At 60.9% G+C, this 23,452-nt stretch carries 23 protein-coding genes; 16 read left to right on the top strand and 7 right to left on the bottom strand.

The genetic code is table 11. From position 1 onward, the window contains the following. The first annotated feature begins 9 nt into the window (after positions 1-9). The 8 genes from HHL09_RS13825 to HHL09_RS13790 all read left to right on the top strand — a co-directional run bounded on the left by HHL09_RS13825 (position 10) and on the right by HHL09_RS13790 (position 7,337). Positions 10-555, top strand: a complete 546-nt coding sequence (locus tag HHL09_RS13825; protein WP_240963632.1) for a methylated-DNA--[protein]-cysteine S-methyltransferase — start codon at positions 10-12, stop codon at positions 553-555. A gap of 7 nt (positions 556-562) precedes the next feature. Beyond that, positions 563-1,024 (top strand): GNAT family N-acetyltransferase, encoded by a 462-nt coding sequence (locus HHL09_RS13820; protein WP_169455215.1) that lies wholly within the window; start codon positions 563-565, stop codon positions 1,022-1,024. A gap of 17 nt (positions 1,025-1,041) precedes the next feature. Continuing rightward, positions 1,042-1,611, top strand: coding sequence for a sugar O-acetyltransferase (locus tag HHL09_RS13815; protein WP_169455214.1), 570 nt, complete (start codon positions 1,042-1,044; stop codon positions 1,609-1,611). A gap of 43 nt (positions 1,612-1,654) precedes the next feature. Further along, positions 1,655-2,059, top strand: coding sequence for a cytidine deaminase family protein (locus HHL09_RS13810; RefSeq protein ID WP_169455213.1), 405 nt, complete (start codon positions 1,655-1,657; stop codon positions 2,057-2,059). A gap of 18 nt (positions 2,060-2,077) precedes the next feature. After that, a complete protein-coding gene (locus HHL09_RS13805; RefSeq protein ID WP_169455212.1) occupies positions 2,078-2,488 on the top strand; it encodes a hypothetical protein in 411 nt (136 codons plus the stop codon). A 191-nt stretch (positions 2,489-2,679) separates the two neighbouring features. Beyond that, complete coding sequence (locus HHL09_RS13800; RefSeq protein WP_169455211.1) at positions 2,680-5,733, top strand: fibronectin type III domain-containing protein; 3,054 nt, start codon at positions 2,680-2,682, stop codon at positions 5,731-5,733. 53 nt (positions 5,734-5,786) lie between these two features. Continuing rightward, positions 5,787-6,494 (top strand): alpha/beta hydrolase, encoded by a 708-nt coding sequence (locus HHL09_RS13795; RefSeq protein WP_169455210.1) that lies wholly within the window; start codon positions 5,787-5,789, stop codon positions 6,492-6,494. Between the two features lie 66 nt (positions 6,495-6,560). Continuing rightward, the gene (locus HHL09_RS13790) at positions 6,561-7,337 is read left to right on the top strand and encodes a VC0807 family protein (RefSeq protein ID WP_169455209.1); all 777 of its coding nucleotides are present in this window, start codon (positions 6,561-6,563) and stop codon (positions 7,335-7,337) included. Positions 7,338-7,695: 358 nt separating this feature from the next. Here HHL09_RS13790 and HHL09_RS13785 read toward each other — a convergent pair whose 3' ends face one another. Beyond that, on the bottom strand, positions 7,696-7,980 hold the full coding sequence (locus HHL09_RS13785; RefSeq protein ID WP_169455208.1) for a 4a-hydroxytetrahydrobiopterin dehydratase: 285 nt from the start codon (positions 7,978-7,980) through the stop codon (positions 7,696-7,698). A 130-nt stretch (positions 7,981-8,110) separates the two neighbouring features. Here HHL09_RS13785 and HHL09_RS13780 point away from each other — a divergent pair, with 130 nt between their 5' ends. Beyond that, positions 8,111-8,563 (top strand): hypothetical protein, encoded by a 453-nt coding sequence (locus HHL09_RS13780; protein WP_169455207.1) that lies wholly within the window; start codon positions 8,111-8,113, stop codon positions 8,561-8,563. A gap of 80 nt (positions 8,564-8,643) precedes the next feature. Further along, positions 8,644-9,330 carry a L,D-transpeptidase gene (locus tag HHL09_RS13775; RefSeq protein ID WP_169455206.1) on the top strand — a complete coding sequence of 229 codons (687 nt, stop codon included), beginning with the start codon at positions 8,644-8,646 and terminating at the stop codon, positions 9,328-9,330. A gap of 116 nt (positions 9,331-9,446) precedes the next feature. On the opposite strand, the gene HHL09_RS13770 is transcribed toward HHL09_RS13775, so the two are convergent. Beyond that, positions 9,447-10,070: a LysE family translocator gene (locus HHL09_RS13770; protein ID WP_169455205.1), complete on the bottom strand. Its 624-nt coding sequence runs from the start codon at positions 10,068-10,070 to the stop codon at positions 9,447-9,449. 165 nt (positions 10,071-10,235) lie between these two features. Here HHL09_RS13770 and sorA point away from each other — a divergent pair, with 165 nt between their 5' ends. Beyond that, a complete protein-coding gene (sorA, locus tag HHL09_RS13765; RefSeq protein WP_169455204.1) occupies positions 10,236-11,462 on the top strand; it encodes a SorA family sulfite dehydrogenase catalytic subunit in 1,227 nt (408 codons plus the stop codon). 3 nt (positions 11,463-11,465) lie between these two features. After that, complete coding sequence (gene sorB, locus HHL09_RS13760; RefSeq protein WP_169455203.1) at positions 11,466-11,762, top strand: SorB family sulfite dehydrogenase c-type cytochrome subunit; 297 nt, start codon at positions 11,466-11,468, stop codon at positions 11,760-11,762. A gap of 6 nt (positions 11,763-11,768) precedes the next feature. Here the strand turns inward: sorB and HHL09_RS13755 are convergent, their stop codons facing one another. The 4 genes from HHL09_RS13755 to HHL09_RS13740 all read right to left on the bottom strand — a co-directional run bounded on the left by HHL09_RS13755 (position 11,769) and on the right by HHL09_RS13740 (position 14,506). After that, on the bottom strand, positions 11,769-12,068 hold the full coding sequence (locus HHL09_RS13755; protein ID WP_169455202.1) for a hypothetical protein: 300 nt from the start codon (positions 12,066-12,068) through the stop codon (positions 11,769-11,771). Between the two features lie 40 nt (positions 12,069-12,108). Next, on the bottom strand, positions 12,109-12,468 hold the full coding sequence (locus HHL09_RS13750) for a hypothetical protein (protein ID WP_169455201.1): 360 nt from the start codon (positions 12,466-12,468) through the stop codon (positions 12,109-12,111). Positions 12,469-12,554: 86 nt separating this feature from the next. Then, entirely contained in the window at positions 12,555-13,319 is a 765-nt protein-coding gene (locus tag HHL09_RS13745) for a hypothetical protein (RefSeq protein WP_169455200.1), read from the bottom strand. A gap of 134 nt (positions 13,320-13,453) precedes the next feature. Then, positions 13,454-14,506, bottom strand: a complete 1,053-nt coding sequence (locus tag HHL09_RS13740) for a hypothetical protein (RefSeq protein ID WP_169455199.1) — start codon at positions 14,504-14,506, stop codon at positions 13,454-13,456. An 845-nt stretch (positions 14,507-15,351) separates the two neighbouring features. Here HHL09_RS13740 and HHL09_RS13735 point away from each other — a divergent pair. The 3 genes from HHL09_RS13735 (at position 15,352) to HHL09_RS13725 (ending at position 20,863) form a co-directional block, all read left to right on the top strand. Then, positions 15,352-17,085, top strand: coding sequence for a beta-1,6-N-acetylglucosaminyltransferase (locus HHL09_RS13735; protein WP_169455198.1), 1,734 nt, complete (start codon positions 15,352-15,354; stop codon positions 17,083-17,085). Between the two features lie 133 nt (positions 17,086-17,218). Next, positions 17,219-20,080, top strand: a complete 2,862-nt coding sequence (gene acnA / locus HHL09_RS13730; RefSeq protein WP_169455197.1) for an aconitate hydratase — start codon at positions 17,219-17,221, stop codon at positions 20,078-20,080. A gap of 162 nt (positions 20,081-20,242) precedes the next feature. Beyond that, positions 20,243-20,863 carry a hypothetical protein gene (locus tag HHL09_RS13725; RefSeq protein ID WP_169455196.1) on the top strand — a complete coding sequence of 207 codons (621 nt, stop codon included), beginning with the start codon at positions 20,243-20,245 and terminating at the stop codon, positions 20,861-20,863. A gap of 311 nt (positions 20,864-21,174) precedes the next feature. Here the strand turns inward: HHL09_RS13725 and HHL09_RS13720 are convergent, their stop codons facing one another. Continuing rightward, positions 21,175-21,849, bottom strand: a complete 675-nt coding sequence (locus tag HHL09_RS13720) for a YfbO family protein (RefSeq protein ID WP_169455195.1) — start codon at positions 21,847-21,849, stop codon at positions 21,175-21,177. A gap of 99 nt (positions 21,850-21,948) precedes the next feature. On the opposite strand from HHL09_RS13720, the gene HHL09_RS13715 reads away from it, so the two are divergent. Beyond that, positions 21,949-23,328 (top strand): FAD-binding oxidoreductase, encoded by a 1,380-nt coding sequence (locus HHL09_RS13715; protein ID WP_169455194.1) that lies wholly within the window; start codon positions 21,949-21,951, stop codon positions 23,326-23,328. Positions 23,329-23,452: the final 124 nt, after the last annotated feature.

Raw genomic sequence — 23,452 nt, 5'->3', positions numbered from 1 at the left:
ACTTGCAGCATGATGAAAGCGGCCAAACAGAGCTACCACTTCAAGACGATGCCCTCGCCGGTCGGTGAACTCACGCTCGTCGCCAGCGACAAGGGCCTCGCCGCGATCCTCTGGGAGAACGATGCCCCGGACCGCGTGCGGCTCGGCGAGCTGGTGGAGAACAAGGATCACCCGCTGCTCCTCGAAGCAGAGCGACAACTGGGCGACTACTTCGCAGGCAAGCTCCAGCGATTCACCGTGAAACTCGACTTTACCGTGGGCACCGATTTCCAAAGGAGCGTGTGGCATGCCCTGACCACCATCCCCTTTGGCGAGACCCGCAGCTATGCACAGATCGCCGAGCAGATCGGCAATCCCACGGCAGTCCGGGCAGTGGGTGCGGCAAATGGCAAGAATCCCATTTCGATCATCGCTCCATGTCATCGCGTCATCGGCTCGAATGGGAAGCTGACCGGCTTCGCCGGCGGACTGGAGGCGAAGGCACTCCTGCTCGGAATCGAAGGATCCGGGCATGCAGGGAAAGGACTTGGACAGGGCGAACTGGCGCTGTCATAGAGCGGCCATGGTTCGGCGCTATCAAGAGGGCGATCACCTTTTCCTCGGTCAAATCTACCATGATGCCGTCCACCAGCTTGCGGCGAAGGACTACACGCCTGCGCAGCTGGAAGCGTGGGCGAGCAAGCCGATCGGCTTCGAGCACTGGGCCAAGCGCGCCGTGCTCAAGCAGCCTTTTGTAAAGGAACTCGATGGCCGCGTGGTCGGCTTTATCGAGCTCGATCCGGACGGCCATGTGGACTGCACCTACGTCGATCCCGCTTATGCGAGGCGCGGCGTGATGTCTGAGCTGATGAGCGCGGTGAAGGCAGAAGCGCGGCGGCTGGGTGCGCCGAAGCTCTTCGCCGAAGTCTCGATCACCGCGCGACCTTTCTTCGAGCACCATGGCTTCGTTCACGTGCGCGACAATCTGGTGCCGATCCGCGGTGAGACCTTGGTGAACTTCATCATGGAATGCCCGCTCTCCTAACCCCTTTCCAACCTACCATGACCGAACGTGAGAAGATGCTGGCCGGCCAGACTTACAGCACCCGCGATGCCGAGCTGATCGCGATGTATTGGAAGGCACGCGAAGCCTTGCACGCATTCACTCAAGCGATGCCATCGCCCGACCGCATGGAGATCCTGCGCGGCTTGCTTGGAGAAGTGGGGGATGGTGTCTGGATCGAGCCGCCCTTCTTTTGCGAATACGGACCGCACATCCGCATCGGGGAGCGGACCTACATCAACATCAACTGCTTCTTCCAGGACAACGCGGAGATCGAGATCGGCAGCGATACCTTGATCGGGCCCGGCGTGCAGGTCTGCTGCGCTTCTCATCCGGTGAATGCGGACGAACGTGTCGTCGCCTCGCCTCCGCCGAATGGCGCTCCTTACGTGACCACCTCCGCTCCCGTAAAGATCGGCAATCGCGTCTGGATCGGCGGCAATGTCACGATCCTCGGAGGGGTGAGCATCGGCGATGACTGCGTGATCGGCGCGGGCAGCGTGGTAACGAAGAGCATTCCGGCGGGCTCGGTGGCCTATGGTGTGCCCTGCCGTGTCCAGGAGCGCTGAACGGGCTTTCCGGACAGGACAGTTCTGCTAGAAGACGAGGCAGATGAACCCGGAACACCAGCAACTCATCGATGCCGCGCGACCCTTGGTCCGGAATCTATCCTTGGGCCGACCTGATTGGGATGCAGCCTCGGTAGCAGCGGCAATTCGCACACCTGCGGGAAACATCTACACCGGCATCTGCATCCACTTGAGCTGCGGCCTCGGCTTCTGCGCGGAACACGCGGCCTCTGCCGAAATGATCAAGGCCGGAGAAACGCAGATCGAAGCCATCGTGGCGGTGACCGAAGATTCCATCCTCGCTCCCTGCGGACGTTGCCGCGAATTTCTCCTGCAAGTGAACCCGCGGAACGCCGATGCCACCGTGATCCTGAACGGCGGACGTCTGGTGAAGCTCCGCGAGTTGATGCCGGAGCACTGGCTGGTGAGCATGAGTCGCGAAGCCTGAACTCCCATGATTCCGCTGATGCTCGCACTCCGATTTTCCGCCGTCTGCTTCCTCTTCATTTCCTGTGCTTCCACCGAGGCACCCCTGACTTACCACTACATGAAGAGCCCGGATCCGATCGACCGGCGGATCGACTCCGCGACGATCGAGGACTACATCCTCGCCGTGCCTCCCCACGAGCTTCACGAGGGGTCACGTGCAGGATTCGAGCAAACGGTTCGGAGCGCCCGAGCTCTGCCCCGGAATCAAATTCGCCCTGCCGATGAACTTTATGTTCCCGGTGATGGTGCAATGGGGCCCTATGAATTCACCCTGCATCGCGATTCGCGAACGCTCGACGCGCGCTTTGTCGGTGAGACCGACGACGCGCCGCCGCATGTCATCCAGTATCAAAGGATGCCCGGCGGCTGGCTGATGCGGAATCTGTAAGGATTAGGCGGAAGGCTGGAGCCGCGAACAATCCCGACATCTGGCCGCCTCCTTCTTTTTCCGGTCTGGATGACGAGGCACGCACGGCACGATGGCCACACTGCATTTTCCAAGCAGCAGATCCGGCTGATTTGCAGTTGCTCTAACAGTGGCTCCCGGAGATAGGTCCCCGCCGCCCGTTCCCTCCCGCGATGTCCCGCCACCTGTTTCCTCTTTTCGCTCTGCTTGCCTCTGCATCCTCCCTGATGGCGGCCGCACCCGCTATCACGGTAAGCCGCGTGCACAACAACGGCTACACCCTCTACTGGGGCCAGCTGCCGGAAGATGTCACCGAAGTCCGTTTGGAGTCCCGGCGAATCCAGGCAGGAGTGGCTTTTGCGACCTACGGAACCTATTCCCATAGCCAAGGAGGCCTCATCATCTCCAACCTCGCCTCCGGCTCGGCTAGCGAATGGCGTCTCGTCCTTCTCCGCGGAGATCAAATCGAGACCGGCCCCCCGGTGCGCGTCACCACCTCCAGCATCGCGGGCCCAAAAGGGGGTGCCCAGAACTGGCGCGAAGTCCATGCCTCCGGCGACGGCGTGGAGCTCCGTTGGGATGATATGGCGACCACCGAGACCGCCTATGTCATCTACCGTCGCGATGAATTCTTCGAAGTCTCCCCGGTCGAAGTTCGCCTGCCGAAGAATTCAACCCGCTACATGGATAAGGCCGTTACGCCCGGGAAGAGCTACTTCTACACCATCGCCCCGGTGACCAGGAAAGGCCCGGGCATCCTCACCCACGAACTCGAGGTCCGCGTCCCGGCTCCTGATGCAGTTCCCGATCGCGGTCCTATCAGCGCAAATGTTTCCGTGGATGCAGGCAAGGTAAGGATCACCTGGACTCCGGAAAGCGGTGGCAACGTCACGGGCTACAGTGTGCAGCGCCGCTTCGGAAATTGGATCTTCTGGTTCGAGGTTGGCCGCACTTCCTCAGACGTTCCGGAGTTCATCGACACCACCGTCAAGGCCTCCGCCTCCGCTCAATACCGTGCAGTGCCTTTCAATGCGAACGGAGTGGCTAATGACGATCCGGGAGATCATACACGGGACTCTCCCCACCCGCCGGGGCATCCCGGCTTTCAGGAACCGGTGGTCAGCGGCTCGGTCATTCACCTGCTCGATCCTACCGGCCGCAAGATTCAGCGCTTCGACGCTTCCGCAGGCACCTGGCAGCCGCCGGTCGAATTGAGGATCCCTACCCCCGCCTATCAGTTCGAGCTGGCGCCTGACGGCATCTACCTTGGCGTGAAGTCCCAACTCTATCGCGCAGATTCGGTCACCGGAGAATCCCACTTCCTCGCCGGCGCCCTCGAACACGGCAAGCTGCTTTCGAACAATGGCCAGATCTCCCTCCGCGGCACCGGTTGGGCGATCAGCATCGAACCAAGGATCGGCCCGGGGATTGCCGATGCCGTGATCACGGAGGCTTCCAGTCTCCACGATTTGCGGATGCTCTTTCGAAGCGGCAACGAGACGGTCTTCACTGGTGAGATTTTAGGAGCAGTTGGTGGCACGGCGGTAAGCCGCGACACTTTCTCCGCGCTGACTCCCGAGCCCGCAGTTCATTCACCTCTCATCAATAGTGACCCAGGCCGCGTCTTTGCCGTGAACGGAAATTCGCTGCTTCTCACTGACTCGGGCAAGCTGACCGTTGAAGGCGATTCCACCGCGCCACCCTTCGCTCACATTGGCAAGTCCGGCATCCGTGCTGCCATCTCTCTCTCAAATGGCGGCAGTGCCATCCTCACTGCAGACGAGATCGTCCTCTTCGACCGATGGTGGAATATCGACTCCACCGTTCCTGCTGCGCAAGCCGTGACGCTCTGCGAGGCTGCGGGCAATGTGTGGGCCATCTCCCTGGATCCCGCCGCGGCCAGTGGCTGGAGCCTCAGCCCGATAGGCTTGCCTCCCGCAGCTGCTGATTCCGCCTTCTGGGCCTCGCCGATTCCTCCGGACGGCTTGGAGGAAGGCGAGACCGGCGACCAAATCCTCGTCCACCGTGCTTCCGGCACCTGGCGCCATCGTGCTGCCGGGTCGGATAGCTTTGGTGCCGCACGCTCGGCAGAGCATGGCATCATTGATTGGGAATATGACCCCATCCACAACGCACTGCTTGCTCTCCGCAGCGGAGGTCTGGTCACCCGTCACGGTCTTTCCTCCAGCTCTGCCGATTGGGATCGGAAAATCCCCGCATCCGTTTCCTTCATGGTGCTCGCCGGGAGTAGCATCGAGCTCTCAAATGATTCGGGGTTCAACCGCCATGGCGCCTCCACGCCGGCCCGCGGACACTGGCATAGCCGGCCCATCTACTCCAGATGGGATGCCATCTCCAGCCGTCTCCACTACCAAACTTCTGACAATGAGCTGCGTACCCTGGACTATGCGACCGGCGCACCAGTCTACCCGTTTATTGGTCTCATAGGCGAGACCTACACCGGATTCCTGAGAATCTCGCCTGACCGCACCCGCGCTATCTTCGGCGGGGGCTTCATGGTCAGCTATCCCCATTTCAATCCTCTTTTCCAACTTCCCCTGAATGTCACCGACGCCGCGTGGCAGGATCGTGACCTCGCCGTCATAGGCACGGACGACGCTGGCCAGCACCTGCTCGCATTCTTTACAGCCACCGGTGATTTGCGGAAAGCCTTCACCCTTCCAGGAGACGGCCTCCACCTCTCAAAAGATGGTGATGGCTGGCTTATCGTCCATCGTGTTCCCGGGGGCGGCTGGCGCATTCTCCGCGGAGACGCCGCACTCTCCACGTTTAATCTGGTCGCGGGCAGCCCCGGCATGATGCCGGTCCCCGCAGTGCTTCCCGACGCGACCCCACGATTTCCTGAATGGTACGAATACCGGCTCAACATCGGCGATCCGGATGGCAACGGTTTCACTGCTGTCCAAGAACATATGATGGCCTATCCCTATCAGGCCCGGCCGATCCAGACCTACAAAAGCAAAGGCAAGACCTATTTCCAGGTCCAGCGTCGCAGCGACATCGCACTCGATCCATTCCGCCTCGCCATCGAGTATTCTCCCGACCTTGTTAATTGGACTGAGAACGTTCCTGGCGAACTCTTCGACATCCAACACGAAAGCCCGGATTCCCGAGGGATCGAACGAAGCTTCTTCACACCCAAGTCCGAGGCCACCAAAGGCTACTTCCGAGCCCGCTTCATCGGACCAAGCTTCGATTCTGAATAAGAAAGATCTCCACCGGCACAGCCCCGGCACTTTCGCTCACGGCCCTCCCCACGATGAATCTCGAAGAGATCGCACTCAGCAGCGCCTCCGGCGAATACCGGCGCAAGGCGTGGTATCTTCCCGCGGTCAGCGAAGCCCGGATGCTCGGCATCTTTCTCGATGCCGAGCTCTATCTTGAGCCGATGGAAGCGCCAGCGACCTTGGAGATGCTGCAGCGTAGCGGCGAGATTCCGCCGATCGCCTGTCTCTTCGTTTCCCGCTTGGATGGCGAGGCGCGGCACTATGACTATACCTGCAGCGAAGCCTATTCGGAATTCGTCGCCATCGATCTGCTCCGGTGGCTCAGGGAACGCAGCGGTGTCTCGGAAGAAAGCGGGCATCTGCTCGCCGGGGTCAGTCTCAGCGGGCTACAGGTGGCGTACACCTCGCTGAAGCATCCCGGGATCTTTTCCTCCGTGCTCAGCCACTCCGGTTCCTTCTGGTGGCAAAGGGAATGGCTGGCCCGGCAAGTCCCCGGCTTTCCAAGGAACAGCTCCAGATACTGGCTGAGCGTCGGGACCAAGGAGGATGCCACCGACATCCATCATCCGCCGACCGGGCTGCACCAGGAGCTGGACCAGATCTCCGGGGTGCGGAATTTCGCGGATGCGCTGCGGGCGCGCGGCAATGAAGTCCACTACCATCTCTACGAGGACGGGCACCGGGCCGAACCGTGGAAGGCGGAATTGCCCGATGCCCTCCGCTGGCTGCTCGACAAGTGAGGCGGAAGCGTCCGGCTTTTTTCGTTCCCATTCCCCCCGCAAGCCGCTTCCCTGCAGGCAATCCCCATGGCCGAAGAGAAGCCCAAACAAGAGCATCCGCTCGTCAATATCTTCATCAACGTGCTGATCCCGGTGATGGTGCTCAGCTATCTGAGCAAGGACCCTGCGATCCAGGAGAAGCTTGGGAAGCCGGTGAAGCCGTGGCACATCGGCCCGCTCTGGTCGATGATCATCGCGCTCCTGCTGCCCTTCGGCTACGGCGTGTGGCACTTCATCAAGACGCGGAAGGGGAACTTCTTCTCCGCACTGGGTCTCATTTCGGTGGCGCTCTCCGGCGGACTGACACTTTACCTCTGGAATGCGGATGGCTCCGTGAAGCCGAATGCCGGGCTGCTCTTCGGCGTGAAGGAAGGACTCATCCCGCTCGTGCTCGCCTTCGCGGTGCTGGGTTCGCAGAAGTCTGCCACCCCGCTGATCCGGCTCTTCCTCTACAACGACTCGATCTTCGATGTGCCGAAGATCGAAAAGCGCATCGCCGAACGGAATGAGGAGCCCCGCTACCAGCAGCTCCTGAAAGGCGCCACGCTGCTCTTCGCCGGATCCTTCTTCCTGAGTGCCGCGATGAATGTGGTGCTCGCCTTGTGGTTCTTCCGTGGCTTCGACTCAAAGGCGATCGATGCGCTGGAGAAATACAACGAGATCATCGGCAAGCTGACCTGGGCGGGCTTTGCCGCGATCGGGGTTCCGCTGTTGGGAATCCTGTTCCTGATCCTCACGCGCTTGCTGAAAGGGCTGCGGGAGATCACCGGCTACAACGATGACGAGTTGATGATGCCTCGCTAAAAGGCGGGGCGGAGAGAGCAGTTGCGGGGACGGCAGAAGTTAGAAGCATCCCGGCTCCCCTTCAGGGTGCGATCCCCTTTCCCCGACAACCCAGGCTTGCGCACGCTATGCGCTTACCCCGGGCTATCTCTCCCGGCCGCCCCGTTGGAGCTTTGGGGTATAGTGGCTCAGGCGGCGGTGCATCTCCTGGACTATCGTCCCTCCGCTCCTCGGGCTCTACAGAGAGACACGCTGATAGCCGAAGCTGCCGAGCCTTCCTTTGAAGCGCTCCGGAAGGAGAGGCCGCCAAACAAAAAGGCCCGCGTGATGCAGGCCTTCATGAAAGGAAGAGAATCGCTCGCGAAAACTCGCGACTCGATCAATCGACGAGGTTGTCGATGCGCTGGGCAAGCTCGATATCCGCTTCGGTCACACCACCGGCATCGTGCGTGGTGAGGGTGAGGGTCACCTTCGTGTAGCGGATGCGGATGTCGGGATGATGCTGCGCTTCATCGGCGATCTCGGCGAGATCGTTGACGAAGTCGATCGCTTCCATGAATTCCTCGAACTCGACGGTGCGGGTAATCGACTTCTTCTCGAGTTCCCACTCGGGGCACTTCTTGAGGGCGGCGGTAAGGTCTTCGTCTTCGAGCAGATCGGACATGGCGAGCAGAGGGAACGTTTGCGCGGCGAGATTGCGTTCACCGATTCTCGATTGGCAAGCGAGTTCGCGATCGAATTTTCACGATGTCGGAAGTTTGCAGGACCACAGGTCCCGGTGTATCCCGGTGTTCATGAAAGCGCTCTTGTTGCCCGCGGCTCTTTCCGTGCTGATTTTTGCCTCTTGCGCCCCCTCGACGCCGGAGACTCGCATCGCCGCGCAGCCCGCGATGTTCGAGAGTTTGCCAGCCAAGCAGCAGGATCTGGTCCGCAAGGGAGAAATCGCAAAAGGGATGAACACGGACGCCGTGTATCTCGCCTGGGGCCGGGCAAGCCGCGTCTTTGACGGCAGCGAAGGCGGGGATGCCACGCTGCGCTGGGACTACAACGCGAGCACGGCTTTTCCGACCAATAGCTACGGCAATTTCGGGCCCTACGGCCTGGGCTACGGATACGGCTACAATTGGCGCTATGGGAGATACCCCTACCCTTATTACGCGGGTCCGGATGTCGTCTACGTCCCCTACCGGAAGGCCACGGTGCTTTTCCGCAACGGTCGCGTGGATTCTTGGGAAAAAATCCGCTAGTCCCCGCCTCTTTCCCCAACGCCGGTGCGTGCTTGCACTAGCCTCCGATCTCTGAATCCTAGGTCCGAACGTCTTTACTCATGAAATTCCTCAAACCGCTCTGCCTCGCCGCCGCCGCGCTCGCCGCGGGAGCCCTCTCTTCCTGTTCCACCACCGGCAGTTCTTCGGGAGGTGGTCTCGCCGCCTATCAATCCTATGACCGTCCCGCGAAGAAGCCGTCGAATCCTTCCGCGGTGAAGGTGAAGGTCTCGCTCTCCAAGCAGCGCGTGTACGTGATGGAAAACGGCAGCCCGCTGCTGGTGATGCCTGTCTCCGTGGGGGCCCCCGGTTCGGTCACTCCGGCAGGCAATTTCACGATCTTCAACAAGGAGCACTTCCACCGCGCCAATACCCACGGCTATGCCTACTCCGGCAACAGCGTGCGGAAGACCATGCTTTCCAGCAAGCCGGGCGGCTGGCTCTTCAAGGGCACGCCGATGCCCTACTGGTGCGAGTTCAAGCCGAACTACGGCTTCCACACCGGCTGGGTGAAGCACACTCCCTGCACCCACGGCTGCATCCGCATGCACGAAAACCTGGCTCCGAAATTCTATAACCTCGTGAAGGTCGGCACCCAGGTGAACATCGCCCAGAGCCAGCCGGAAGACTCCACGCTCGGCAATATCCCGCTGCCTCCGGATGCCGGTCCGCTGCCGGACTACGACCCGATGTCGATGTACGTGGGCAACGGCTACTTCACCCGCCACAAGGCACCGAGCTACGAGTAATCAAGAAAGCAGCTCGCCGTTTTTTTCCCAGAAGCCCCGCCTTTACCGGCGGGGCTTTTTTGTGGGGCGCGGAGGGGTGGGATTCGAACCCACGGTTGCTTGCCCCTTTTTCCCTTTCACACCATCAGGATCAGCTTCAGCGCCAAGGCGGCCAAGGTCAGCGAAAACGCGATATCGATCCACTTCGCGGAGCGCTCGTAGCGGAGCCGCAGCGGCGGCCACTGGAGCAGCCATGCCCAGATGGACCAAAGCACACCACCCTGCACCACGACCAAGGCCCACAACGCAAAGGGCCACCAGCCGGGATGCTCGCCTTTCAGGAATGGGGCGCAGACCGCCGCGAGGATCACCATCACCTTCGGGTTGAGCAGATTGCAGATGAAGCCGCGGAGATAGGGATTTCCACCCTTCGCTTCCGGGACCTCTCCCGCAGTTCCGGCGACCTTTGGTGCCAAGTGAGCCTTCGCAATCCCATAGGCAAGCCACAGGAGGTAGGCCGCAGCGGCCCAAGTGATCGCCTTGTTCAGCGCCGGCAGCCTTTCGAGAGCCAGCGCCAGTCCTCCGGCAGCAAAGGTCATGTGAATCGCCAGCCCACTGGAAATCCCGCAGGCCATGATCGCCCCCGCTTTCGCCCCTTGGGACAAGGCTGTGCGGGTCAGGAGGACCATGTCCGGCCCCGGACTGAATTGCCCCAAGGCCATCACCCCGGCAAAGGCCGCCAGTTCGAGAGCAAGGTTCACGGCAACGAGAAAGGGCGATCCACCGCCCGAAACTAACGGATCACGGCCCTGCCGCAATCCTTCGTCAGCGACCTCGCGTTTGAAACTCGTGTCGCTTCTGCTCTGGAGTTCCTTTATAAAATGAAGGTTTGAACCATCGTCCGGGAGCACCGCTAGTTGGAAGGCATGACCTCGATTCCCGCTACCGCGACCACGCGGCGCGATTTCTTGAGACTCCTCGCATCCGGCACCGCAGCGATCGCTGCCGGTGAACTGCTGGCTGCGGAGGACCAGATCACCCTGCCGTTTGAAAATGGCGTCCGCTCGCTCGCCAGCTATCCGGGCAAGCGTCCACTGATCCTGCTCACCTCCCGCCCTCCGCAGTTGGAGACGCCCTTTTCCATCTTCAATGAAGGCGTGCTGACTCCGAACGACGCCTTCTTCGTCCGCTACCACCTTTCGAATATCCCGCTTTCCATCGATACCGAAACCTTCCGGCTTTCGATCAAGGGCTCGGTGGGCACGCCGCTTTCACTGTCGCTCGACGATTTGAAGAACAACTTCGAGCAGGTGGAAACGGTCGCCGTGGCCCAGTGTTCCGGAAACAGCCGTGGCTTCATCCAGCCGCGGGTGGGTGGCGGCCAGCTCGGCAACGGCGCGATGGGCAATGCCCGCTGGAAGGGCGTGCGCCTGAAGGACGTGCTGGAAAAGGCGGGCGTGAAGCCGGGGGCGAAGCAGGTTTCCTTCGACGGGCTGGACACGGCGGTGATGCCCGGGACCCCGGATTTCGTGAAGGCCCTCGATCTGGGGAAGGCGCTGGACGGGGAAATCCTCATCGCCCACTCGATGAACGGCGAAGACCTGCCGATGCTGAATGGCTTTCCAATCCGTCTGGTGGTGCCGGGCTACTACGCCACCTACTGGGTGAAGCATCTGAGCGAGATCACCGTGCTGGACCAGCCCTTCGAGGGCTTCTGGGTGAAGACCGCCTACCGGATCCCGGATACGGCAGGGGCCTGCGTTCCGCCGGGGACCGCGCCAGCCAACACGATTCCGATCAACCGGCTGAATGTCCGCTCCTTCATCACGAGCCACCCCGATGGCGCGGTGGTGAAAGCCGGAGAGCAGGTCAGCATCCGGGGCATCGCCTTCGATGGCGGAGAGGGTATCAAGGAGGTGCAATTCTCCGGCGACGGCGGGAAAACCTGGATCGCCACGACTTTGGGAGAGGATCTGGGGCGCTTCTCTTTCCGCGAGTGGACCCTGATCCATCAAGCACGTGCCAAGGGCCGGGCCGAATGGAAAGTCCGCGCCTTCAACCGCGTGGGCGAGAGCCAGCCTGCCGAGGCCCTCTGGAACCCCGCCGGCTACATGCGGAATGTAGTGGAAACCGTGAACGTCGAGATCGCCTGAGCCATGAAACGATTTTTCCCGCTGATCCTGCTGGCCCCGCTTCTCACGCTGGCGGTGGAGAAGAAGATCGAGCTGCCCGTGGAGCCAATGAAATTCAAGGAGGGCAAGGGTTCCGAGCTGGCGAACGCCTACTGCTACACCTGCCACTCCGTGGAATACATCGCCACCCAGCCGCCCATGCCCCGGAAATTCTGGGAAGCAGCGGTGTTGAAGATGAGGGACAAATTCGGAGCACCGATCCCGGAGGAATCCGTCCAGCCACTCATCGACTACCTGACGGAGAACTACGGCAAAAAGTGAGGTGGCTCAATGGGCGGCCGCGGTCAGGTAGGCCGCAAGCGCCTTTTCATCCGCCGCGGAAATCCCGGCATTCCACGCCATGCCCGGCACCACCACGTGCCAATCCGACTTCGTCACGTCTGCGGGCATGATGTGCTGATGGCAGCGGCCGCACTGGGAGAGGTAAACGGTGTGCCCGCGCTGCAGGGTCTCCATCTTCACCCCGCTGCGCTGCGACATCGCGGCATCCGGTGCGGGTGCCGTTTTGACTTGGGTCGCGCAGGCGGCCAGCAGCAGGAGCGGGACGATGAGGAGGCTTTTCTTCATGGTCCCGATCCTAACAGACCGCACTGAGGCCTGCAATGTCTCACATTGCCTTGACCGCCAGTACGTAGGAAAGCACGGCCTTCTCATCCTCCGGTGCCAGGCCGGCGTGGCGGATCATCTTCGGCATCGCGTCTTCCCAGTCCTCGGTATCGACCTCCTTCGGCAGCATGTAGTGGTGGCACTCGCCGCACTTCAGCATGTAGGTGACATGGCCGTGGCGCAGGGTTTCCAATGAGGTCTTGCTCTTCGCCGCCATCTCCGGGGACGGGTTCGGAACCTCCGAAATGCCGCCTTCCGCGGGCTCCGCACCGGTCTGGATATTCCCGTCGGAGGGAATCCCGGTTCCTCCACAGCTAGCCAAAATCCACGAGATTCCCAGTACGGCGACCCATCTTTGCATGGCGGACGCTAGACAAAGATGTCCCCGCTGCTCAACGGCAATCCCTCGTCCGCCTGCGAACAATTCCCACTTGGGAAGAGGCCTTGTCAGGCATCCAGAATCTGGAGCATCAAGCCCGTCCGATCTCCGAAGTAAGTTCCGAAGAAGAGCGCCTGCAGAAATTGCTCCTGCTCCTCAGGGGGCCAGTCCGGGATGGTAACCACCGCGGAATGACTGACATCCTCCCAATTCAGCGCGCTCATCTCCGGCGAGACAACCTCACCACCTTCAAAGCGTTTCTTGCGTAGAGGCAACAAGCTTACGACCCGCGCCCATACCGCCGATTCCGAGGTTCCTTCCGGAAGGGCTTCCTCAAGCTTCTCCCAGAGGGCCAGCACTTTGGGCAGGTGCTCACCGCGCACTGCCCAGAATCCGCGGGAGGCATCCTGACCATCCGTCCCGGCAGCCCAGTAGAAGTCCACTTCAGGAGGGGCGTGGGGTCCGGGGAAATCGGGATCAATCAGGTGATCGATGTTCCGGAGCACCAAGCTCGCCGCATCCATGATCACCACCCACTGCCTAGGATCCAAATTCAAGGACGCCATCGAGGCAAGCAGTCCCAGGCGACCCAGATTGGCAGGAGGTTCCGGCCGGGTATGGGAAGCAGGCGGAGGTGGGGTAAAGGTAAACTCGTCGACATCCCTCCTTGGAATCTTGAACAAGGGGCGACTATCCTCCCGGATCACGGTCACTTGCCCGCTAAACATGCTGCGCCCGAGCGAGGAAACCAAAGCTCGCGCGAGAAGCTGCCTGCCCGGTCCGTGGACATCGGACCGCATTGCGGGGATCAAAAGGCGAGGCAGCAGGGTCATGCCCATCGGCATAGAGCACCGGTTTCCGGTTCACCACCAAAATCCACGGCTGCCGGCCTATCTAACAGCAGGTCTTCGGATGAAGCAAAAACCCGGCCTGCAATATCTTCCGTTCCGCCCGGGCGATCCGGAGTTCATTTCTCCGAAGACGCTTTCTTGGGAAGACGCTTAACCGCCTCTTGCTTCAATTGGGCATTGCTAATCTCACCAGCCCATTGCTCCGCTCCTTCAGGCTCTCCCGCATCCAAGGCCAGCTGATAGAAAGCCATCGCCACGCTGTCGCGTTGCGTCTGATTGAGGCCGTTCCTGCTGGTTTGGAACCATTGGGCCGCGGCCGAGGGATCCATATTTCCCCACTTCTTGACGCCGGCCAGAAGATCCAGGAAGCCCTGTCGACCGGGGACCTTCGCCAGTTGCTGGAGCGCCTTCGGCGCGTCCGCATTGACCATGCCCTCGATGACGTCTTTCCGCAACGTGGCAGCGTCGCTGCCGCGCCCCGGATTTGGCAGGGCATTGGCAACCAGCGCCCACTTGTCAAAGCTGTCGCCAGTTTCGTCCGCTTTGAGAATCTGAACAAACTGCCCGTCATTGAGGACACCGTCGGCATGGTATCTCATCGCCAGATCCCTTGCCGCCATCTTTTCCGCCGTGCTTCCCGAGAATGCGAGGCGACCCGTGAGCGAGGCGGAGATCGCCCTGCCGAGGACGCCGGGAGAAGATTCGTCCAGCTTGCGGATGAACTCCTTGAAAGAGGGGTCTGCCAACAAAGCCGAGGTGCTGGCCGGGTCCAAAGATGAAAAATAGCCGCGCAGCGCGTTGAAAGCTTCACCCTTGTAGGGAAGATTTTCGACTTTCGAGATCATCTCCGCGGGACTCAGTCCGGCGGCTTTGAAGAATCTCACGAGTTCCGAGTCCCGTACCTGTCCGGGACCTTCCTCGATCATGGACCAAGCTTCCTCCGTATAGCCCGCGGCGCAAAGCCTCCCGATGATACTGATACAATCCGCGCTACGGCGCATGATATCCGGATTCTCCCGGGCGGCCGAAAGAAGCTTCCGCGCTTCATCCGGAGTGATGTCGTCAGACTTCTCGGAATCGCGGCGTTTTCGGGCCGATTCGGAGCGGTCCGTTAGCCCGTTTCGATTCGCGCCCTTTTCCCGGGTCTCCTGCGAGGAAACCCGGTCCAAGGGCGCGGAATCTTCACGATCAAGGTTTGAGAAAGCAAACCAAGCTCCGAGCGCCAGAATGACACATCCGGCCCCCAACCTGAAGGCACGGTGCCCGAGTATTTGTCCGGCGCTCAACATGGATGCTGGGTTTTACCCTACGTTGGGCTTGGGAGAGCGATAGCTCTCCGACGCACCGCAGGAGCAAGTTCTCGTAACATGATACGAGAATTGGTCCTCCCCATCAATGGTGTATTGCCAATTGTGCGTGTGTGGCGGCGGCGGCGGGGGAGCGGACGGCGGGACGGACGGAGGCGGCGGCGGCGGATCGTCATCTCCGAACAAGTCGCTGATGATATCGCTGATTTCGTCCAAGACTTCACCCAGAGACGGATAAGGTCCGCTGATTTCTCCAAATGCCCTATACGTTCCCAGCCCCAGCCCCGCGGCAACCAAGGAGGCAACCGAGGCACCGCCGGTTCTTTTGAGGAAGCCCCGGCGCGAGATTGAGTTCTCCGGATTCACTTCGTCTCCGGTGGGGCTCGCGCCCGGTTGACTGCTGCCTGAGGGCCGCTGGGGAGGGGACACCAAGAATGGATTAGTGTTCATTTTTAGTAGCTAACTCATGGTTAGGTTCAAAAAACATTCCTTCAATAGGACACCCCACGAGACAAGGACAATCATCTTCATGTCCGATTTTGAGGTTATTAAATGTGATAACCCAACGATAGACGACATCCCTCCTTGTCCATCTCGACCTCTCAAAGCAACGCCTATCGAGGATATGCCACGGCACCAGCGCGGCTCTCTTCTTACCGGTGGAAAACGCTTGCCTGTCTCAGATTCGGAAGTCAGGAACCGATCCAATGGACATCGACGCAGTGTTTCCTCTCAAGCTATGGATTAACTTGGGAAGACGCGAGGACCGCAGGCTTCAAACCGAATTCAACCTGGCCGATGCGGGGATCACCGCCCGGAGATTCCCGGCGATCGATGCCAGAAGCAAAAGGAAACCTTTTGCCAGCACGCCTGCTGAACTTCCGCAAGCTGCTGAGAAAACCGGTGACCCCGGCTCCATCGATGCCAAAGCAGCTGAGGTCGACATCCGAGGCTACGAGTCCGCAGGTCGCTACGCGCTTGCCCTGACCCAGCGGCTGGCACTGCGAGAGGCAGCAAGGAGAGGCGCCCCCGCCGTGTTACTTCTCGAAGATGACGTGCAGTTTCATCCGAACTTCCAAGAGCTCATCAAGGCGGTGGAGGTTCCTGATGATTGGGGAATCTTCTATCTGGGTTGTGCCCATTCCCAGCCTCCGCGGTGGGCCGGCAACCGCGTTGTCCGCGTGACCCATGCGGTGGATACCCATGCGGTGGCGATCCGGGCCCCCTATTACAAGCAAGTCATGAGAATGTTGGACCGCCATGGGAAGCCCGACCTCGGGGTTGCCAAAGCGTCGGACCAATTTCTCGCGCTCTTGCACCGCAAGATTCCCACCTACGCTTGTTATCCCAATCTGGCGTGGCAAGCCGTCTCCGAGTCGGACTTAACTGGTACCCGCTATTCAAATTACGGGACGGACGGGCAACAACGGAACTGGACACAAACGGTAGCGGGCCTGTTGGGAGAAGTGATCAATCCGCCCGAGGAACCGAAGGCAGATTCTGAAACGGAACGATTCGCGCACCAGGCAAATGGAGCGGAAGCCAGCCGGGGAGCCTCGATCCTCCGGTCTCACCAACCATCCTCGGGAACCGCGGGCCGCCCCCGGCTAGGATTGCTGTTCCTCACCCGCGGTGATGTGAATCACCCACAGATTTGGCGGGAGTTCCTCGAAGAAGCTCCGGAAAGGGCGAGGGTTTTTTCGCATCCCAAGTTTCCCGAACAACTGCAGGGAGGCTTTCTGGATGGCACGGCGATCAGCGAATGGTTCGACACGAAATGGGGAGATATCTCCTTGGTCCGGGCAAGCCGCTCCTTGTTGCTGGAAGCCTTGGAAGACAAGACCCTTACCCACTTCGCGCTTCTCTCCGAAAGCTGCGTGCCAATCCGTCCTCTGCCGGAGATCCTGAGACGACTGGAGCTGGATCCTCGATCACAGTTCGGGTACAATCGTCCGCACGAAAGCCATGCCAAACATAGGGAACGCTCGGGTGCAGCCCCACTGGTCCCCACTGCATGCTGGCGCTTCACCTCGCAGTGGTGGCTAATGGACCGCATCACCGCGGTCCTCTCAGCCGGGGTGGATTACACCGGCATCTTCGAGAACATGTTCGTTCCGGACGAGAGCTACTTCGCTACGGTCCTGGCAATGCAGGGCTTCCCGCTGGAAGATGGGGTTCTCCGTCGATATTCCACGTGGACCTCATGGGAAAAAAATGCGGGGAGCCCAACCTCATGGCCGGAAATTCCGGTGGGAAAGCTTAGGGATCTGTTCCAATCGGGCGCACTGTTCGCGCGAAAATTTCCAAAGGAAGCGGATATCGGGCGGTATGGACTGCACCGATCCCCGGCTTTCGCCGCGTCCAAGGCCCTTGATTCGGGCCGAAAACTGTCGCCGCCCCGCCGCCTGCCCCCCCTTCCCGAGAGACCAAAAGCGGAATAAGCAGCGAAGATTGCGGTTGTGGGGAAGCTTTTTGACATTTTAGCGCCTCACCCTACCCTCCCGCGCGCGAACAGGGCGCCCCCGTGCGTTCCTTTTTCACGCCCAAATGTTTGGCCATTAGCAACCGCACTCCATGGACACACTCCGCACCTTCCAGACCGGCTCCGGAGCCGAAGGCAAATTCTACTCGCTGCCGGCGCTCGCCGAGCAGGGCTTCCCGAATCTCTCCAAGCTCCCGGTGTCCATCCGGATCGTGCTGGAATCGGTACTCCGCTGTGTGGACGGCCGGAAGGTGACCGAGAAGGACGTGGCCAACCTGGCGAACTACAACGCGAAGACCCCGGGCGAATACGAGATCCCCTTCACCGTCGCCCGCATCGTCCTCCAGGATTTCACCGGCGTGCCGCTGCTCGTGGACGTGGCCGCCATGCGTGATGCCGCCGTGAAGCGCGGTGCCGCCCCGGAAAAGATCGAGCCTCTCGTCCCCGTGGACCTGGTGGTGGACCACTCCGTGCAGGTCGACTTTGCCGGTTCCCAGCTTTCGCTCGACCGCAACATGGCGATCGAGTTCATCCGCAACCGCGAGCGCTACGAGTTCCTGAAGTGGGGCCAGCAGGCTTTCGAAACCTTCTCCGTGGTCCCTCCGGGCATCGGCATCGTCCACCAGGTGAACCTCGAGTTCCTGGCAAAGGGAGTGCTTGAAAAGGGCGGCGTCTTCTACCCGGACACCCTCGTCGGCACCGACTCCCACACGACCATGATCAACGGCCTCGGCGTCGTCGGTTGGGGTGTGGGCGGCATCGAGGCGGAAGCCGGCATGCTCGGCCAGCCGGTGACCTTCCTCGTCCCGGAAGTGGTGGGCGTTTACCTGCACGGTGACCTGAAGGAAGGCGTGACCGCGACCGACCTGACCCTGCGCATCACCCAGCTGCTGCGGAAGCACGGCGTGGTGGGCAAGTTCGTGGAATTCCACGGCCCGGGTGCCAAGGCGCTCTCGCTGCCGGACCGCGGCACGATCGCCAACATGGCTCCCGAGTACGGTGCGACCATGGGCTTCTTCCCGGTCGATGAAGAGACCATCGCCTACATGCGCGGCACCGGCCGCTCCGAGGAGCTCTGCACCACGGTCGAGAATTACTATAAGGCTCAGGGCCTCTTCGGCATCCCGGACAAGGGCGAGTGCGAATACACCGACCTGCTGGAACTCGATCTCTCGACAATCGTTCCTTCCGTGGCCGGTCCGAAGCGTCCGCAAGACCGCATCGATGTGGCGGCGCTCCGCGAAAGCTTCGACACCCTGTTCTCCGCTCCGGTTTCCGCCGGTGGTTTCGGCCTGCCTGCCGAGGCTCGCGAGAAACGCGTGACGCTTTCCATGCGCGAGAAGGCCGGCGTGTCCGTGGATTCGCTGCTGGCGACCGATGGCAATCACAAGCCTTTCGAAGGTGGACCGCGCAACGAAGTGGAGATGGTGGCCAATCGCCCGACCCCTGATTCCGTGGACCCGGATCTTTTCCCGGATGGCCCGGTTGATCTGGAACTGGCCCACGGCTCGATCCTGATCGCCGCGATCACCTCCTGCACGAACACCAGCAACCCGAGCGTGATGATCGCCGCAGGCCTGGTGGCGAAGAAGGCAAACGCGCTCGGCCTGACGGTGGCTCCTTACGTGAAGACCTCGCTGGCTCCCGGTTCACGCGTGGTGACGGATTACTTCGAAGCGACCGGCCTGCAGAAGGAACTCGACCAGCTCGGCTTCCAGACGGTCGGCTACGGCTGCACGACCTGCATCGGCAACTCCGGCCCGCTGCATCCTTCGATCGAAGGTGCGATCAAGGAAGGCGATCTGGTCTGCGCGTCCGTGCTTTCCGGCAACCGCAACTTCGAGGCCCGCGTCCACGGTTCGATCAAGGCCAACTTCCTGATGAGCCCTCCGCTCGTGGTCGCTTATGCGCTCGCCGGCCGGGTCGATCTGGATCTCAGCACCGAGCCGATCGGCAACGACAAGGCTGGCAATCCGGTCTTCCTGAAGGATGTCTGGCCGAGCCACGAGGAAGTGAAGGAGCAGCTGGCTGCCGCGCTGAAGCCGGCCGTCTATCAGAAGCTCTACGGTGACTTGGATTCGGCGAATCCGAAGTGGAAGGAGATCTCCGGCACCACCGGTGCGACTTACTCCTGGGACGAGAAGTCGACGTATATCCAGAGCCCGCCCTTCTTCGAAGGAGGTGCCACGGAAGTGGGCGATCTGCTCAATGCCCGCCCGCTCGGCATCTTCGGCGATTCCGTCACCACCGACCACATTTCGCCTGCCGGTTCGATCAAGGCGACCTCGCCCGCGGGCAAGTATCTGCTTGAGAACGGAGTGGAGAAGGCGGAGTTCAACTCCTACGGTGCGCGCCGTGGCAATGACCGCGTGATGACCCGCGGCACCTTCGCCAACGTCCGCATCAAGAACCTGATGTGCCCGGGCATTGAAGGCGGCTACACGCAGTATTTCGGCGAGAAGGAAGTGTCCGCTCCGGATGCCACCATCGAAGCCGTGGCCGGTGCCAAGCCGACTTTCATCTACGATGCCTCGATGGCCTATCAGGCCGATGGCACGAAGCTGATCATCATCGGCGGTGAAGACTACGGCATGGGCTCCTCCCGCGACTGGGCAGCCAAGGGCACCCGCCTGCTGGGTGTTTCCGCCGTGGTGACGAAGTCCTTCGAGCGCATCCACCGCTCCAACCTGATCGGGATGGGCGTGCTGCCGCTTAACTTCATCAACAAGGATGACTACGACAAGGTGAAGGGTCTCGCCGATGCACGTTTCGACATCACCGGCATCGGTGGTGAACTGAAGCCGATGCAAGACGCGCTGCTCATCGCCCATCTGCCCGATCACTCCCGCATCGAGATCCCGCTGAAGGTGCGCCTCGATACCCCGGCCGAAGTGGACTACTACCTCGCCGGCGGCATCCTGCCCTACGTGCTGGATCAGATCCTGGAGGGCTGAAGCCCGGCATGCCGAGCGAAAGATTCAAAGGCCGCTTCCCGAGAGGGGAGCGGCCTTTCTTCATTGTGAAGCACGCATGAAAAATTCCTGGCACCTGCAGGATAGGTTTACGAAAAGCCTCTGCAGTTTCATGATGGGGAAGATTTGAGATCGGAGCTAAGATTGTTCTTCATCTCGGCCGCTTGTCTGTGGGCAAGCGTCGCCAGCGCACCGGCTTTGACCCAAAGTACCCCGGAACGCGTGGCGCTGATGAACATCGCTTCGTCGGTCAAGTTCCACGAAGACGAGCACCAGCGCCTGCCGCACAATTGGAAGGAGCTCAGCGACGCATGGGAGAAGCCGCTGGATGAGGTCTTCCCCCGGGTGAAGCCGACGGTCCGCTACGAATACTTCCATCCGCCGCTGCTGCTCCGCTTTCACGAACACAAGGCGATCGAAGTCCTGGCGATGACGAAGAAGCCGATGATGGAGATGACCTCGAGACAGTCCTTCTCCGGCTACACCACTGCTCTGAAGGGTCCGGGAAGATACCTCATTCGCCGCAGTCCGGAGGGTGGATGGGGACTCGAGTGGCTCGACGAAAGCAGGATCCAGCAACTCTGGTCCACCACCGGCCGTGCCCTGCCAATCCCGGATACGGAACCCGAACGGGACTGGGTCACCAAAGCTCGTTCCACGATCATCGGTCGAAAGATCCTATGGTCGCTCGCCGCAGTCTTTTTGATCGGCTGGATGGCCATCTCGATGAAGAGGCGGCGGGCTGCGATGAAGGACGCCCTCTAACACACGGCATCAATCACCCTGAAGAACGATCCCCCGCAGCTACCCTTTTGTTAGAAATTCGGAAAATTTGTCCGGATCATTGAACGCCCGTGGAGGCAAGGAGTCTATGACCATGAAGACCGCGCACTGCGTGGCTCTTCATGTAAGGGTGAACAGCACAAAAACGATTGGAATCCCGCCCATGGGTGTGGGCACGATAAGGGATGAAAATCTGGAGGCCGCCAGGGTGGGACTTGGCGGCCTCTCCTTTTTCCGGGGGATCGCTCCAGCACTTCGCCAATAGCTGACGGCTGGCTTGGTATGCCACCGGATCAGTCCCACCACAGATGCACCGGCTGGATGTCGGGACGGCAGGCAGGCATTCCCGCGAAAGTCTTGTGCCGGAGACCGGCTCCCACCTCATCCGGTGCCATGATTTCAGCCCATGCCGAGACCTCCTCAGGGGCGGCAGAGGTAAAGACGAGGATCGTCTCCACGTAAGGCCATTCACCCGGAGGAAAATCGACCACGCCTAACAGCACCGCCTCCACCTCCGCCCTTTTGCGGATCTCCATCAGGCATTCCCGGAAGGCAACCAGTCCGGGATGGTCGGTGAGGTTCGCTGCAATCGAACCGATTTCTTCGTTCCCATCGAAGAACAGTTCGATGGAGCACAGGTAGCCATCCGATCCCGGACTCTCCGCGATCAAGTCCGACAAATATCCGGCGAGTGCCGGGCTGCCGCCGATCTCGCGTGAAGTCGCCGGGCCTACCGGTTCATCCAGGGTCACGCCCATCACGACATTGTAGATCCTCGAAAGGACGGCTAACAGCGGAAGCGGCAGCAGGATGGCCAGAAGAGGGACGACTAGAAAAATCACCCGGCTTTCGCGCAGCGCTTTGCCCGCAAGAAGAAGGGCAGCCACATAGAGGCAAAGCCCTCCGCCAAGAACGATCCATCTGACGATGGCGGACTTTATTCCAGAACTGTTCGGGGAGCTTTTCATGACTGGAGATCCGCAGCACACCCTTCACAGGACGGATGCTCTATCAGAACCGCAGACCCGCAAGCTTGTCTTTGGGAAGAGCCGTGGAAGCATGACTCCGTGTCGCCCATTTCCCGCCGTGCGTTTCTAGGCCTGTCTCTGGCGGCGCTGCCGGCGCGTGGCGAGGAGAAGATGGCACCGCGCTACCTCCAGCCCGGGGATGCCGGTTATGAGGAAGCCCGGCAGCCCTTCAATTCCGCAGTAATCCTGAAGCCGGCGAAGATCGCCTGCTGCCGCACCGAAGCCGATGTGATCGCGGCGGTCCGTCATGCAAAGGAGAATGGCCTGCCAGTGGCGGTGAAGAGCGGCGGCCATGCTTTCCACGGCTACAGTCTGAACGAGGGTGGCCTGGTGGTGGAGCTTTCCGGGATGTCGGAGCGTCTGTTAGAAAAAGGCAGCTTCCACTTCACGGCCGGTCCGGGCCTCAAGCTGAAGGACTGCTACTCCTGGCTGCTATCACGCGGGCGGCTACTCCCTGCAGGATCATGCGGGGGGGTCGGCTTGGCGGGGCTCACCCTCGGCGGCGGCTATGGCCTCTTCTCCCGTGAGTTCGGGCTGACCTGCGATCATCTGATCCAAGTCCGGATGGTCGATGGGAATGGCGAGGTCCACGATTCGCGGGATGAACCGGAACTTCTCTGGGCCTGCCGTGGTGGCGGAAACGGAAATTTCGGGATCGCGACTTCCTTCACCTTCGAGACCCGCCCGGCTCCGCCGATGTTGGCGAGCCGCAAGTTCACGGCAAAGGGGCTCGACGCCGCGGGACTCGCGCGCCGTCTGGAACGCTGGTTCGAGATTGCCGCCGCGCTTCCCGAGCCCTGTTTCTCCGCCGTGATTCTGAATGGCAGCCAGGCCACGGTGCTGCTGACCTCCACCAAATCCGCGGAGGGTCCAGCCTTCGCCGCCGCGACCAAGGCCCTGTTTCAGGCAGGCTTTTCCTCGAAGGGTGCGCTAAGCAAGCCGCTCGCGAATTCGCTCAACCGCTACGAGGGCCGGCCTGGTCCCCTGCCCTTCGACAATGTATCCGGGGGCTTTTACCGGAGCTATGAGGACCTGAAATCCGCGGCGGGCGGGATTTGCGCCACGGTCCGGGAGACGCCGGGTCTGATTTTCCAAGTGAATACCTTGGGCGGTGCCATCGCCCGGGGTGCCGAATCGGCGTATCCGCATCGCGATTTTCCCTTTCTTGGGGAACTTCAGGCGTATTGGGAGAAAGGAAAGATCCCGGCGAAACTTGCCGCGGGACACGCCGCGGTCCGACAGGCGCTCTCCGATGCGGGGATCCAACGGCACTACCGGAACTATCCTGATCCGCGGCTACCGCACTGGGAAACTTCTTATTTTGGAGAGACTTACACCCGGTTGCAAGCACTCAAGGCGAAGCTCGATCCAGAGGACCGGATCCGCCATCCACAGAGCGTCCGGCTCCCGGCCAGATAAGCCCCGAAAAACTTTCGCAGACTTTTTAAAGAATCTTTGAACGTCCACTTAGGTTGATGGTCTATGATCATGAAGACCACGCACTGCGTCAGTCTTCATGTAAGGGTGAACAGCACAAAAAGTC

The sequence above is a fragment of the Luteolibacter luteus genome, from assembly GCF_012913485.1.
In the GTDB taxonomy this organism is placed as follows: Bacteria; Verrucomicrobiota; Verrucomicrobiia; order Verrucomicrobiales; family Akkermansiaceae; genus Haloferula; species Haloferula lutea.
Note: the sequence above shows the minus strand (reverse complement) of the source record. Positions and strands in the feature narration are given on the sequence as shown.